General features: G+C 52.6%; 14 protein-coding genes and 1 other annotated feature. Of the genes, 9 read left to right on the top strand and 5 right to left on the bottom strand.

All coding sequences use genetic code 11. The features are described from left to right. The first annotated feature begins 1 nt into the window (after position 1). The 3 genes from ybbF (at position 2) to purK (ending at position 2415) form a co-directional block, all read left to right on the top strand. Positions 2 to 724, top strand: coding sequence for a UDP-2,3-diacylglucosamine hydrolase (gene ybbF, locus SF0455; protein NP_706402.1), 723 nt, complete (start codon positions 2 to 4; stop codon positions 722 to 724). 117 nt (positions 725 to 841) lie between these two features. Next, the gene (gene purE, locus SF0454) at positions 842 to 1351 is read left to right on the top strand and encodes a 5-(carboxyamino)imidazole ribonucleotide mutase (protein NP_706401.2); all 510 of its coding nucleotides are present in this window, start codon (positions 842 to 844) and stop codon (positions 1349 to 1351) included. Beyond that, on the top strand, positions 1348 to 2415 hold the full coding sequence (gene purK / locus SF0453; RefSeq protein NP_706400.2) for a 5-(carboxyamino)imidazole ribonucleotide synthase: 1068 nt from the start codon (positions 1348 to 1350) through the stop codon (positions 2413 to 2415). The genes purE and purK overlap by 4 nt, the downstream gene beginning before the upstream one ends. A 136-nt stretch (positions 2416 to 2551) precedes the next feature. Here the strand turns inward: purK and arcC are convergent, their stop codons facing one another. Then, positions 2552 to 3445 carry a carbamate kinase gene (gene arcC, locus SF0452; protein ID NP_706399.1) on the bottom strand — a complete coding sequence of 298 codons (894 nt, stop codon included), beginning with the start codon at positions 3443 to 3445 and terminating at the stop codon, positions 2552 to 2554. Further along, positions 3442 to 4029 (bottom strand): carboxylase, encoded by a 588-nt coding sequence (ylbF, locus tag SF0451; RefSeq protein ID NP_706398.1) that lies wholly within the window; start codon positions 4027 to 4029, stop codon positions 3442 to 3444. The genes arcC and ylbF overlap by 4 nt, the downstream gene beginning before the upstream one ends. Positions 4030 to 4166: 137 nt before the next feature. Between ylbF and ylbB the strand changes: the two genes are divergently transcribed. The 4 genes from ylbB to insB all read left to right on the top strand — a co-directional run bounded on the left by ylbB (position 4167) and on the right by insB (position 6732). Further along, positions 4167 to 5324 (top strand): hydantoin utilization protein, encoded by a 1158-nt coding sequence (gene ylbB / locus SF0450; RefSeq protein NP_706397.4) that lies wholly within the window; start codon positions 4167 to 4169, stop codon positions 5322 to 5324. 10 nt (positions 5325 to 5334) lie between these two features. Beyond that, positions 5335 to 6006, top strand: a complete 672-nt coding sequence (gene ylbA, locus SF0449) for a hypothetical protein (RefSeq protein ID NP_706396.1) — start codon at positions 5335 to 5337, stop codon at positions 6004 to 6006. Continuing rightward, positions 5980 to 6747 (top strand) — a mobile genetic element. Its footprint overlaps the gene before it by 27 nt. Continuing rightward, positions 6035 to 6310 (top strand): insertion element IS1 protein InsA, encoded by a 276-nt coding sequence (gene insA / locus SF0448; RefSeq protein ID NP_706395.1) that lies wholly within the window; start codon positions 6035 to 6037, stop codon positions 6308 to 6310. (Overlaps the previous feature by 276 nt.) After that, on the top strand, positions 6337 to 6732 hold the full coding sequence (gene insB / locus SF0447; protein NP_706394.1) for an insertion element IS1 protein InsB: 396 nt from the start codon (positions 6337 to 6339) through the stop codon (positions 6730 to 6732). Its footprint lies within the feature at positions 5980 to 6747. Positions 6748 to 7036: 289 nt before the next feature. Here the strand turns inward: insB and gcl are convergent. From gcl to ybbT, 3 genes are all read right to left on the bottom strand, one after another. Further along, positions 7037 to 8818, bottom strand: a complete 1782-nt coding sequence (gene gcl, locus SF0446) for a glyoxylate carboligase (RefSeq protein NP_706393.2) — start codon at positions 8816 to 8818, stop codon at positions 7037 to 7039. Positions 8819 to 8907: 89 nt separating this feature from the next. Continuing rightward, the gene (gene ybbU, locus SF0445; RefSeq protein ID NP_706392.1) at positions 8908 to 9723 is read right to left on the bottom strand and encodes a DNA-binding transcriptional repressor AllR; all 816 of its coding nucleotides are present in this window, start codon (positions 9721 to 9723) and stop codon (positions 8908 to 8910) included. Positions 9724 to 9800: 77 nt separating this feature from the next. Next, a complete protein-coding gene (gene ybbT / locus SF0444; RefSeq protein NP_706391.1) occupies positions 9801 to 10283 on the bottom strand; it encodes an ureidoglycolate hydrolase in 483 nt (160 codons plus the stop codon). 229 nt (positions 10284 to 10512) lie between these two features. On the opposite strand from ybbT, the gene ybbS reads away from it, so the two are divergent. Both ybbS and ybbB read left to right on the top strand, forming a co-directional pair. After that, positions 10513 to 11439 carry a DNA-binding transcriptional activator AllS gene (gene ybbS, locus SF0443; RefSeq protein ID NP_706390.1) on the top strand — a complete coding sequence of 309 codons (927 nt, stop codon included), beginning with the start codon at positions 10513 to 10515 and terminating at the stop codon, positions 11437 to 11439. 68 nt (positions 11440 to 11507) lie between these two features. Continuing rightward, a complete protein-coding gene (gene ybbB, locus SF0442; RefSeq protein ID NP_706389.1) occupies positions 11508 to 12602 on the top strand; it encodes a tRNA 2-selenouridine synthase in 1095 nt (364 codons plus the stop codon). The last annotated feature ends 373 nt before the right edge of the window (positions 12603 to 12975 follow it).

Below are 12975 nucleotides of genomic sequence, written 5' to 3'. Positions count from 1 at the left end.
CGTGGCGACACTCTTTATTGCAGATCTTCATCTCTGCGTGGAAGAACCGGCGATCACCGCCGGTTTTCTGCGTTTTTTAGCGGGGGAAGCCCGCAAGGCCGACGCGCTGTATATTCTTGGCGATCTGTTTGAAGCATGGATTGGCGACGACGATCCCAACCCACTCCATCGCCAGATGGCGGCAGCGATCAAAGCGGTGTCCGATTCCGGCGTTCCCTGTTATTTCATTCATGGCAACCGTGATTTTCTGCTCGGCAAACGCTTTGCCCGTGAAAGCGGCATGACATTATTGCCGGAAGAAAAGGTGCTCGAACTTTATGGTCGCCGGGTGTTGATTATGCATGGCGACACGCTGTGCACCGATGACGCGGGTTATCAGGCTTTTCGCGCCAAAGTCCACAAACCCTGGCTGCAAATGCTATTCCTCGCCCTGCCGTTGTTTGTGCGCAAACGCATTGCCGCGCGAATGCGCGCGAACAGCAAAGAAGCCAACAGCAGTAAATCGCTGGCGATCATGGACGTTAACCAAAACGCTGTGGTCAGTGCGATGGAAAAACATCAGGTGCAATGGCTAATCCACGGGCATACCCATCGCCCGGCGGTGCATGAACTTATCGCCAACCAGCAACCTGCTTTTCGCGTGGTACTGGGTGCCTGGCATACGGAAGGTTCGATGGTGAAAGTCACGGCTGATGACGTTGAGCTGATTCATTTTCCGTTTTAAAAAACCCACAACTTTGCTGATTTCACAGCCACGCAACCGTTTTCCTTGCTCTCTTTCCGTGCTATTCTCTGTGCCCTCTAAAGCCGAGAGTTGTGCACCACAGGAGTTTTAAGACGCATGTCTTCCCGCAATAATCCGGCGCGTGTCGCCATCGTGATGGGGTCCAAAAGCGACTGGGCTACCATGCAGTTCGCCGTCGAAATCTTCGAAATCCTGAATGTCCCGCACCACGTTGAAGTGGTTTCTGCTCACCGCACCCCCGATAAACTGTTCAGCTTCGCCGAAAGCGCCGAAGAGAACGGTTATCAGGTGATTATTGCGGGCGCAGGCGGCGCAGCGCACCTGCCAGGCATGATTGCCGCCAAAACGCTGGTGCCGGTGCTGGGCGTGCCAGTACAGAGCGCCGCACTGAGCGGTGTCGATAGCCTCTACTCCATCGTACAAATGCCGCGCGGCATTCCGGTGGGTACGCTGGCGATTGGTAAAGCTGGCGCGGCAAACGCGGCATTACTGGCAGCACAAATTCTCGCGACTCACGATAAAGAGCTACACCAGCGTCTGAATGGCTGGCGCAAAGCCCAGACCGACGAAGTGCTGGAAAACCCGGACCCGCGAGGTGCGGCATGAAACAGGTTTGCGTCCTCGGTAACGGGCAGTTAGGCCGTATGCTGCGTCAGGCAGGCGAACCGTTAGGCATTGCTGTCTGGCCGGTCGGGCTGGACGCTGAACCGGCGGCGGTGCCTTTTCAACAAAGCGTGATTACCGCTGAGATCGAACGCTGGCCGGAAACCGCATTAACCCGCGAGCTGGCGCGTCATCCGGCCTTTGTGAACCGCGATGTGTTCCCGATTATTGCTGACCGTCTGACTCAGAAACAGCTTTTCGATAAGCTCCACCTGCCGACCGCGCCGTGGCAGTTACTTGCCGATCGCAGCGAGTGGCCTGCGGTGTTTGATCGTTTAGGTGAACTGGCGATTGTTAAGCGTCGCACTGGTGGCTATGACGGTCGCGGTCAATGGAGTTTACGCGCCAATGAAACCGAACAGTTACCGGCAGAGTGTTACGGTGAATGTATTGTCGAGCAGGGCATTAACTTCTCTGGTGAAGTATCGCTGGTTGGCGCGCGCGGCTTTGATGGCAGCACCGTGTTTTATCCGCTGACGCATAACCTGCATCAGGACGGTATTTTGCGCACCAGCGTCGCTTTTCCGCAGGCCAACGCACAGCAGCAGGCGCAAGCCGAAGAGATGCTGTCGGCGATTATGCAGGAGCTGGGCTATGTGGGCGTGATGGCGATGGAGTGTTTTGTCACCCCGCAAGGTCTGCTGATCAACGAACTGGCTCCGCGTGTGCATAACAGCGGTCACTGGACACAAAACGGTGCCAGCATCAGCCAGTTTGAGCTGCATCTGCGGGCGATTACCGATCTGCCGTTACCGCAACCAGTAGTGAATAATCCGTCGGTGATGATCAATCTGATTGGTAGCGATGTGAATTATGACTGGCTGAAATTGCCGCTGGTGCATCTGCACTGGTACGACAAAGAAGTCCGTCCGGGGCGTAAAGTGGGGCATCTGAATTTGACCGACAGCGACACATCGCGTCTGACTGCGACGCTGGAAGCCTTAATCCCGCTGCTGCCGCCAGAGTATGCCAGCGGCGTGATTTGGGCGCAGAGTAAGTTCAGTTAAGCAGGTGCTCATTTGATTGCCGGATGCGGCGTAAACGCCTTATCCGGCTTACCGCTCCGGTACCCATTGTAGGCCTGATAAGACGCGTCAAGCGTCGCATCAGGCATGGTGCACCGATTGCCGGATGCTCTCATCACTACAGCGAAATACAGGTCCCCGCTTCGCCCGCCAGCGTCTCTTCAATTCGCGATAACGCCCCAATCCACGCGGGTTTACTACGGCTTCTGACATAACCACTCACCGCCGTTACCTTCGGCCCCATCGAACCATCGGCTTTGGCAAATGGCGCTAACTCATCCGGTGTGGCATGGCGAATGGCACGTTGCTGCGGCGTTCCCCAGTTTTCATATACCGCATCAGCATCGGTGAGGATCACCAGTCCATCGGCATTAATCTGCTCGGCGAGCAACGCAGCGGCGAGATCTTTATCAATCACCGCTTCACTCCCTGCCCCATCTTCCGTCACAGGCACACCGCCGCCGCCACTGCAAATCACCACATGCCCCTCTTTGAGCAACAACTCGATGGCTTCGCTGTCGAGAATTTTACGCGGTTGCGGAGACGCCACCACCCGGCGCAAATATTTACCATCACGTTTCATCTGCCAGCCGTAAGCCGCTTCCAGTGCCTCTTGTTCTTCTGGCTGATAAACCGGACCAATAAATTTCTCTGGCTGCAAAAACGCCGGATCATCAGGCGAAACCTCAATGCGCGTCAGCACCGTCGTAACAGGCGGCATCTGCGGCTGTGCGCTCAAGCTCTGCGCCAGCATATAGCCAATCATCCCCTGGCTTTCCGCCACCAGTACATCCAGCGGATACGGTTCTACCTCTTTCCACGCCAGATTCTGTAACGCCAGCAGCCCCACCTGCGGCCCGTTGCCGTGAACAATCGCCAGCCGATAAGAACGGGCCAGGCGTGCCAGCGCGGGTACAGCACTGGCGATATTGCGATATTGATTTTCCGCCGTCAGCGCCTCACCGCGCTGGAGTAAGGCGTTGCCCCCAAGAGCTACAACCAGTGTTTTCATGGTTTTCCTTGTAATAATTGTTGGCCAAGCCAGAACCCCAGCAGCGTATCTGCCCCTGACGTATGCCCCAGCGCCAGCAGCGAATCAATCGCAACAGCGGTACGTTTCGGGCAACTCAGAGCATGGACAAAGTGCAGGAGTGGCGAGGCGAAATATCCTTGCGCGGCATAACGTAAATAACTGACGCTCACCGCTGTGGTAACGAGTTGAAGATTGTCGGAACAGGCAAAAAACGGGCGACCGGCGCGCGCATCTAAAGCGCCATAATACCAGGCCGCCAGCAGCATTCCGCTCAACGTGTCATCATGACTTGGCGTTAATCCGGGGCCTTTACCCAGCCAGTGCCGCCAGTCGGTCTTAACGCCATTGAGCGCGGCCTGAAAACAGTGACGAAACTGGCGTAATTCAGCGGGCAGCGGATCGCTTGCCGCCATCGCCAGTGGCCCGAAAAGTCCGGTTTCCTCCGCGCGTTGCATCCATGCAGCTGCAAGCGGTTGAGGATGCGAAGGCGGCGTAATACGCAGCAAACAATAACGCTGTGGCTGTTTAACCGTGAAACGCCCGAGGCGAATCCCTTGAGCCACAACCTGTGGTCGTTCATTGCCGCATAATCCACCGCATAACGCATCGAATTGCGTGCGGCGAAATTACACATTCCCGTCAAGCTATAGAAGAAACGCTGCCCTGGCTTTCCTCTTTTGGCGCTGACCCAACGGGTGGGATGACCCGTTTACTTTATTCGCCGGAATGGCTGGAAACCCAGCAGCAATTTAAAAAAAGAATGGCAGCAAGTGGGCTGGAAACACGTTTCGATGAAGTGGGGAATTTATACGGTCGCCTGAGTGGCACCGAATATCCACAGGAAGTGGTTCTGAGCGGTTCGCATATCGATACCGTGGTTAACGGCGGTAACCTCGACGGGCAATTCGGCGCGCTGGCGGCGTGGCTGGCAATTGACTGGTTGAAAACGCAATACGGCGCACCGTTACGTACGGTCGAAGTGGTGGCGATGGCAGAAGAAGAAGGCAGCCGCTTCCCGTATGTCTTCTGGGGCAGTAAAAATATCTTTGGGCTGGCGAATCCTGACGACGTGCGGAATATCTGTGATGCCAAAGGAAATAGTTTTGCCGATGCGATGAAGGCTTGCGGATTTACTCTGCCGAACGCCCCACTAACTCCGCGTCAGGCTATAAAAGCCTTTGTTGAACTGCATATTGAACAGGGCTGTGTGCTGGAAAGTAATGGGCAATCAATTGGCGTGGTGAATGCAATTGTCGGGCAGCGTCGCTATACGGTGACGCTGAACGGCGAATCAAACCATGCAGGCACCACGCCGATGGGTTATCGTCGTGATACGGTTTACGCTTTCAGTCGCATTTGCCATCAGTCGATCGAAAAAGCGAAAAAGATGGGCGATCCGCTGGTTCTGACCTTTGGCAAAGTAGAGCCGCGCCCGAATACGGTAAATGTGGTGCCGGGTAAAACCACGTTCACCATTGATTGTCGTCATACCGACGCTGCCGTGCTGCGCGATTTCACCCAACAGTTAGAAAACGACATGCGGGCGATTTGCGATGAAATGGACATTGGTATTGATATCGATTTATGGATGGACGAAGAACCCGTGCCGATGAATAAGGAGCTGGTCGCCACCCTGACAGAATTGTGTGAAAGAGAAAAACTGAATTACCGGGTGATGCACAGTGGTGCCGGGCACGACGCGCAAATTTTCGCGCCTCGCGTACCAACCTGCATGATTTTTATCCCCAGCATCAACGGGATCAGCCATAACCCGGCGGAACGCACCAATATTACTGACCTTGCCGAAGGGGTCAAAACGTTGGCACTCATGCTTTATCAACTTGCCTGGCAGGAATAAGGAGTCATAAATGGGATATTTAAATAACGTCACCGGTTACCGCGAAGATTTACTGGCTAACCGTGCGATTGTTAAACACGGTAATTTCGCACTGTTAACCCCGGATGGTCTGATAAAAAATATTATTCCGGACTTTGAAAATTGTGACGCGACAATCCTCTCCACGCCAAAGCTGGGTGCCTCTTTTGTTGATTATCTGGTCACACTGCATCAAAACGGTGGCAACCAACAGGGCTTCGGTGGCGAAGGCATTGAAACGTTCCTGTATGTGATCTCTGGAAATATCACTGCCAAAGCCGAAGGCAAAACATTTGCCTTAAGCGAAGGTGGCTATCTTTATTGCCCACCAGGCTCCTTAATGACGTTTGTTAACGCCCAGGCCGAAGACAGCCAAATCTTTTTATATAAGCGCCGCTATGTTCCGGTAGAAGGCCATGCACCGTGGCTGTTTTCTGGCAATGCCAGCGAACTGGAACGCATTCACTATGAAGGTATGGATGATGTGATCCTGCTGGATTTTCTGCCCAAAGAGTTAGGTTTTGATATGAACATGCATATCCTCTCTTTTGCACCAGGTGCCAGCCACGGTTATATCGAAACACACGTTCAGGAACATGGTGCCTATATTCTTTCCGGTCAGGGGGTTTATAACCTCGGTAATGCTGCCAACTTACTGATTTAGTGTCTGATGGTGATTTTAAGGTGCTTGCGTGGCTTCCATTTCCATCAGATGTCCTTCCTGCTCCGCTACTGAAGGCGTGGTGCGTAACGGCAAAAGCACTGCCGGACATCAGCGCTATCTCTGCTCTCATTGCCGTAAAACATGGCAACTACAGTTCACTTACATCGCCTCTCAGCCCGGTACGCACCAGAAAATCATTGATATGGCCATGAATGGCGTCGGATGTCGCGCCAGTGCACGCATTATGGACGTTGGCCTCAACACGGTTTTACGTCACTTAAAAAACTCAGGCCGCAGTCGGTAACCTCGCGCATACAACCGGGCAGTGATGTGATTGTCTGCGCTGAAATGGACGAACATTGGGGCTACGTCGGTGCTAAATCACGTCAGCGCTGGCTGTTTTACGCGTATGACAGGATACGGAGGACGGTTGTGGCGCACGTCTTCGGTGAACGCACTCTGGCCACACTGGAGCGTCTTCTGAGCCTGCTGTCGGCCTTTGAGGTCGTGGTATGGATGACGGATGGCTGGCCGCTGTATGAATCACGCCTGAAGGGAAAGCTGCACGTTATCAGCAAGCGTTACACTCAGCACATTGAGCGACATAATCTGAATCTGAGACAACATCTGGCAAGGCTGGGACGGAAGTCACTGTCGTTCTCAAAATCGGTGGAGCTGCATGACAAGGTCATCGGGCATTATCTGAACATAAAACACTATCAGTAAGTTGGAGTCATTACCAACGAATCGCTGCTGCTACGCCATCCCGAAACTCTTCTTCACGGCCAGGAATACAGGCAATACCGCGCTCGCCCGCCGCCCAGTCACCTGCCGGTAAATTGTGCAGCGTATGTTCGAGTTTATTACTCGCCAGTACCTGTTTTAATTCTTCAATGTCGTAGTCATAAGGAAACATAAATTCAACGCCGCGAAAACCACACTGCGCAGCTTTCTCAAAACGGGCGAGAAAATCATATTCACCAAATAACATCGATAAATTAGCAGAGAAACGTAACATCATTTATCTCCCTTATTCATAGTGCATGAAGCAGGTTTCAGTCGGTGCATCCGCTACGTTATCGGCGATATCTTCAAATTCCATGACGTTATCCAGTTCGCTGCCCATCGAAATATTGGTCACACGCTCGAGAATAACTTCCACGACTACCGGTACCCGATATTGCGCCATTAAGGCTTTCGCCTGTTCAAAGGCTGGCGCAATATCTTCCGGTTTGAAGACCCGAATAGCTTTACAACCTAAACCTTCCGCTACTTTTACGTGGTCAACACCGTAGCCATTCACTTCACTGGAGTTGATATTCTCGAAAGCGAGTTGCACGCAGTAGTCCATGTCAAAAGCGCGTTGTGACTGACGAATCAGGCCGAGATAGGCGTTATTCACCAGCACATGGATGTACGGAATGTTGAACTGCGCGCCAACGGCTAACTCTTCAATCAGGAACTGGAAGTCAAAGTCGCCAGAAATCGCCACCACATTGCGTTTCGGATCAGCGGCACAAACCCCCAGCGCCGCCGGAATCGTCCAGCCTAACGGACCAGCCTGACCACAGTTGATCCAGTGGCGGTCTTTAAAGACATGCAGCATTTGTGCCGCAGCGATTTGTGACAGACCAATAGTGGTGACATAACAAACATCGCGACCAAAGGCTTTGTTCATCTCTTCATACACGCGCTGCGGTTTCACCGGCACGTTGTCGAAGTGGGTTTTGCGCAGCAAAGTGCGTTTACGCTGCTGGCAGTCGGCGACCCATTCTTTACGACACGGCAGACGACCCGCTTTTTGCATCTCCTGCGCCACTTCAACCAGCAGTGTCAGCGCCGCTTTAGCATCAGAGACAATGCCGAGATCCGGACACAGCACGCGACCAATTTGCGTCGGCTCAATATCAATATGAACGATTTTGCGCCCTTCGGTGTATTTCTCTACCGAACCGGTATGACGGTTAGCAAAACGGTTACCGATACCAAACACCATGTCGGACGCCAGCAACGTTGCGTTACCGTAACGATGCGCGGTTTGCAGACCGACCATCCCGGCCATCAGTTCATGATCGTCCGGGATACAGCCCCAGCCCATCAGCGTTGGGATCACCGGAACGCTGGTCAGTTCAGCAAACTGTTGTAACAGTGCAGCTGCGTCAGCATTGATTACCCCGCCCCCGGCAACAATCACCGGACGTTCGGCCTGGATTAACATTTCTACAGCTTTTTCGATCTGCATACGGCTGGCAGCAGGTTTGTAGACCGGCAGCGGTTCGTACATGTCAGGATCAAACTCGATTTCCGCAACCTGAACGTCGAACGGTAAATCCACCAGTACCGGACCCGGACGACCAGAACGCATCAGGTGAAATGCCTGTTGCAGCACGCGAGGCACCAGCGCCGCTTCACGAACTGTAACCGCCATTTTGCTGACCGGTTTAGCAATTGCTTCAATATCTACGGCCTGAAAATCTTCTTTATGCAGACGGGCGCGCGGTGCCTGGCCGGTAATGCACAGAATAGGAATGGAATCAGCAGAAGCGGAATAGAGCGCGGTGATCATGTCCGTGCCCGCAGGACCGGAAGTCCCCAGACATACGCCGATATTCCCTGCCGTTGCGCGGGTATAACCTTCCGCCATGTGCGAAACACCTTCCACATGACGCGCCAGAATGTGACGAATACCGCCGTGCTTACGCATCGCTGAGTAGAACGGATTAATTGCAGCTCCCGGAACGCCGAAGGCGGTGGTGATACCTTCTTTCTCCAGCACATACATTGCCGCGTCAACGGCTCTCATTTTTGCCATTTTATTCCTACCTCCATTAGTTGGAAAAATTTTCCAACTTTCAAATTTTGTCAAAAAAACCCGCTCCGCAGAGCGGGATGCGACAGACACTATGGATGTGCTTTCAGTCCCAACGCCGTGCTGATATCGCGGGCGGTGTCTCTGACCAGCTCACCCTGACTGACAAAACGATCTTCTGTCAGTCTTGATGAAGGCCCGGAGATGGAGATAGCGGCAACAACTCTACCGACATCATCGTAAATTGCTGAAGCTATGCAATTCAGACCTACAACATGCTCTTCTTTATCTACGGTATAGCCCAGTTCACGCGCTTGTTCCAGGTCCTTCAGCAAGGTGGGCATATCCACAAGCGTAGTTGGCGTAAACTGCTGCAAACCGGTTTGCAGAATGATGCTCATCAACTCCTCTTCCGCCAGCGGATAAAGCAGCGCTTTGCCCGCACCGGAAGCATGCAGCGGCAGACGACTGCCCAGTGGCGCACACATCCTGACCATCGATTTACACTCTAACTGACCAATTAATACCGCTTCATTGCCGTTACGGATCGCGACATTGACCGTTTCGCCGGAAAGTAACATCAGGCGGCGCATAAACGGCCCGGCGACGGAGAGGACATCGCGGTTATGGATGTACGCCGCACCGACGTTAAAGACACCTAATCCTATATGCCACCAGCCTAATTGACTGTCCTGATAGACAAAATCCGCTGCTTGTAAAACCTTCAGCAAGCGAAAGGTCGTGGAGAGCGGCAAATCCAGATTGAGAGAAATATCGCTAACCGACGAACTTCCCCCACTTTTTTCCAGATATTGCAGAATCGCAATTCCCCGCTCTAACGCCTGTGCGCCCTTCTGTGCCACAGGCTCCGCCTGTCCTGGCCTGCCGCGCCGTCTAACTTCCGTCATACCTACGTTAACTCCGACCTACAAGTGAGCATAAACAATGAACAATTAGTTTATCTTATGCAAGTCGGTTGCAGGCGTCACGCAAAACAGAGTTCCTGTTCAGGAATACTTTCAACATCACAGTTGTCACTGCCGCCGCGATCGATGGTCAGAAAATCGGTGACGCGCTGCCAGGCGAAAAGTGGGTGATGCCAGACGTTACGATGGTAATTCACCCCCTGTTCACCGTTGGTGATAAACGCCCGCAGCGTTGACAGGTCTGGTTTGTCGTCGCCTAACGCCACGACCACCACAAACACTTCACCTTTCATTGGGATAAAGGCCTGAGTGCCCAGCGGATGACGTTCGAGTTCGTGAATGGTCAGCGGCAGATTCGCCGGTTGCGCGCGGTTAATGCTGATAAGCGTACGGTCTTGCTCAAGAATCTCAACCAGCGCCAAATCGTGGTAACGCTCCACCAGGCCATTGTTAATATGGAAAAAATCCCGTTGCTGCGTTTCGATTACGTCGCCATAAGCACTAAAGGCTTCCTGACTTAACGGTAATACCTGAAGTTTCATCTTTTTGTCCTTGTAACATAATTCCGTTCAACCACCGCCGACCGGTCAGCTTGGTTTCAATAACAGGCAATCTAAAACCTTAAGAGAACAACATTAATACAAAAGTTGGAATGTTTTTCCAAAACTAGATTTAGTCCACAAATTGAACAGGATTATCATGTAAAAATACTGATAAATCAGAGGATAAGAAAATCACGCAACTTGCGGATTTAAAAGGGGATACCTGAAGATGTTCGATCCAGAAACCTTGCGGACTTTCATTGCGGTTGCTGAAACAGGAAGTTTTTCAAAAGCGGCAGAACGATTATGTAAAACCACGGCGACGATCAGTTATCGCATTAAACTTCTGGAAGAGAATACCGGAGTAGCGCTGTTTTTCCGTACGACTCGTAGCGTAACGTTGACAGCGGCTGGCGAGCATCTACTTTCCCAGGCCAGAGACTGGCTGAGCTGGCTGGAAAGTATGCCCAGCGAGCTGCAACAGGTGAATGATGGCGTGGAACGCCAGGTGAATATTGTCATCAACAACCTGCTCTATAACCCCCAGGCCGTCGCCCAGTTGCTGGCGTGGCTGAATGAGCGTTACCCCTTTACCCAGTTTCACATCTCCCGACAAATCTATATGGGCGTCTGGGACTCGCTATTGTACGAAGGTTTTTCGCTGGCTATCGGGGTCACGGGAACTGAGGCGCTGGCAAATACCTTTAGTCTTGATCCCTTAGGATCGGTGCAATGGCGATTTGTCATGGCGGCGGATCATCCGCTGGCGAACGTTGAAGAGCCGCTAACAGAAGCGCAGTTGCGTCGCTTTCCGGCGGTCAATATTGAAGACAGCGCCGGCACCTTAACCAAACGCGTCGCCTGGCGATTGCCGGGGCAAAAAGAGATTATTGTTCCCGATATGGAAACGAAAATCGCCGCCCATCTGGCGGGTGTTGGCATTGGTTTTTTGCCAAAATCACTTTGCCAGTCAATGATCGATAATCAACAACTGGTCAGCCGGGTAATCCCAACGATGCGCCCTCCTTCGCCATTGAGTCTGGCATGGCGCAAATTTGGCAGCTGCAAAGCGGTAGAAGATATTGTGACCTTGTTTACCCAACACAGGCCGGAAATCAGCGGATTTTTAGAAATTTTCGGCACCCCACGCAGTTAAAAATCAAGTTTCCTTGCGCGTTGGCGCGTAAAATAGCGCGCAAGCTGATTTGAGGTTCACTTTTAACTATGCAAGAGAGACACACGGAACAGGACTATCGTGCCCTGCTGATTGCTGATACGCCCATTATTGATGTTCGCGCCCCTATCGAGTTTGAGCAAGGCGCAATGCCCGCCGCTATCAATCTGCCGTTAATGGATAACGATGAACGCGCCTCCGTTGGCACCTGCTATAAACAGCAAGGCTCAGACGCAGCGCTGGCGCTGGGGCATAAACTGGTGGCGGGTGAAATTCGTCAGCAGCGTATGTACGCCTGGCGGGCAGCGTGCCTGCAAAATCCGCAAGGTATTCTCTGCTGCGCCCGTGGCGGTCAACGTTCACATATTGTGCAACGCTGGCTGCATGAAGCGGGGATTGATTATCCGCTGGTGGAAGGCGGTTATAAGGCACTGCGCCAGACCGCGATTCAGGCGACCATTGAACTGGCACAAAAACCGATAGTGCTGATTGGCGGTTGTACCGGCAGCGGTAAAACGCTATTAGTGCAACAACAGCCAAACGGTGTTGATCTGGAAGGGCTGGCGCGTCATCGCGGTTCGGCGTTTGGTCGCACGTTACAACCACAACTTAGCCAGGCGAGTTTTGAAAACCTGCTGGCTGCCGAAATGCTAAAAACCGACGCCCGTCAGGATTTGCGCCTGTGGGTGCTGGAAGATGAAAGCCGGATGATCGGTTCGAATCACCTGCCGGAATGTCTGCGCGAGCGAATGACTCAGGCGGCGATTGCGGTGGTAGAAGATCCGTTTGAGATCCGTCTTGAACGCCTGAATGAAGAGTATTTCTTGCGTATGCATCATGATTTTACCCACGCTTATGGCGACGAACAGGGCTGGCAGGAATATTGCGAATACCTGCATCACGGACTTTCGGCGATTAAGCGTCGGCTGGGGTTACAGCGCTATAACGAACTCGCTGCCCAGCTGGATACGGCGCTGACAACGCAACTCACCACCGGCAGCACCGACGGTCATCTGGCCTGGCTGGTGCCGTTACTTAAAGAATATTACGACCCAATGTATCGCTATCAGCTTGAGAAAAAAGCGGAAAAAGTTGTCTTTCGCGGTGAGTGGGCGGAAGTGGCGGTATGGGTTAAGGCGCAGTGATGGGCGGTATTCTGAAACGGCGATTGTCGTGAGAACAAAATGGTTGCACCAGAATACAGATATAAAAAAACCGACATGACAGTCGGTTTTTTTATTTTTTCCGCCCAAGACTTGGTGGTTCCGGGCAGAAATTAAACAGTCCTCATCTAGCAAGTGAATTATAAGTCAGGATGCCTACATATTCAAACAGCTATGTTGGCGATACAATCCCGACGCTAGTAGTGATACTGCCTCAAGGGATTACCGCAGTGCGGAAAAGTACTTTTAAGTCCTGGTCAGGATACAGGTGGTGCTGATTCTGGTGCTCTAATTTGGAGAGAGACAGTCCTCATCTAGCACATGAAGAAAATCATAGTTATAGGCAACGTAAGGG

The organism is Shigella flexneri 2a str. 301 (assembly GCF_000006925.2).
GTDB lineage: Bacteria > Pseudomonadota > Gammaproteobacteria > Enterobacterales > Enterobacteriaceae > ECMA0423.
The sequence above is the reverse complement of the archived record's forward strand: the minus strand, read 5'-3'. Positions and strand labels throughout refer to the sequence as shown.

Bases quoted from the DNA above. Each gene is read 5' to 3' on its own strand.
- purK (NP_706400.2), top strand. From the start codon at position 1,348: ATGAAACAGGTTTGCGTCCTCGGTAACGGGCAGTTAGGCCGTATGCTG.
- ybbU (NP_706392.1), bottom strand. From the start codon at position 9,723: ATGACGGAAGTTAGACGGCGCGGCAGGCCAGGACAGGCGGAGCCTGTG.
- ylbB (NP_706397.4), top strand. From the start codon at position 4,167: ATGACCCGTTTACTTTATTCGCCGGAATGGCTGGAAACCCAGCAGCAA.
- gcl (NP_706393.2), bottom strand. From the start codon at position 8,818: ATGGCAAAAATGAGAGCCGTTGACGCGGCAATGTATGTGCTGGAGAAA.
- purE (NP_706401.2), top strand. From the start codon at position 842: ATGTCTTCCCGCAATAATCCGGCGCGTGTCGCCATCGTGATGGGGTCC.
- arcC (NP_706399.1), bottom strand. From the start codon at position 3,445: ATGAAAACACTGGTTGTAGCTCTTGGGGGCAACGCCTTACTCCAGCGC.
- ylbA (NP_706396.1), top strand. From the start codon at position 5,335: ATGGGATATTTAAATAACGTCACCGGTTACCGCGAAGATTTACTGGCT.
- ybbS (NP_706390.1), top strand. From the start codon at position 10,513: ATGTTCGATCCAGAAACCTTGCGGACTTTCATTGCGGTTGCTGAAACA.
- ybbB (NP_706389.1), top strand. From the start codon at position 11,508: ATGCAAGAGAGACACACGGAACAGGACTATCGTGCCCTGCTGATTGCT.
- ybbT (NP_706391.1), bottom strand. From the start codon at position 10,283: ATGAAACTTCAGGTATTACCGTTAAGTCAGGAAGCCTTTAGTGCTTAT.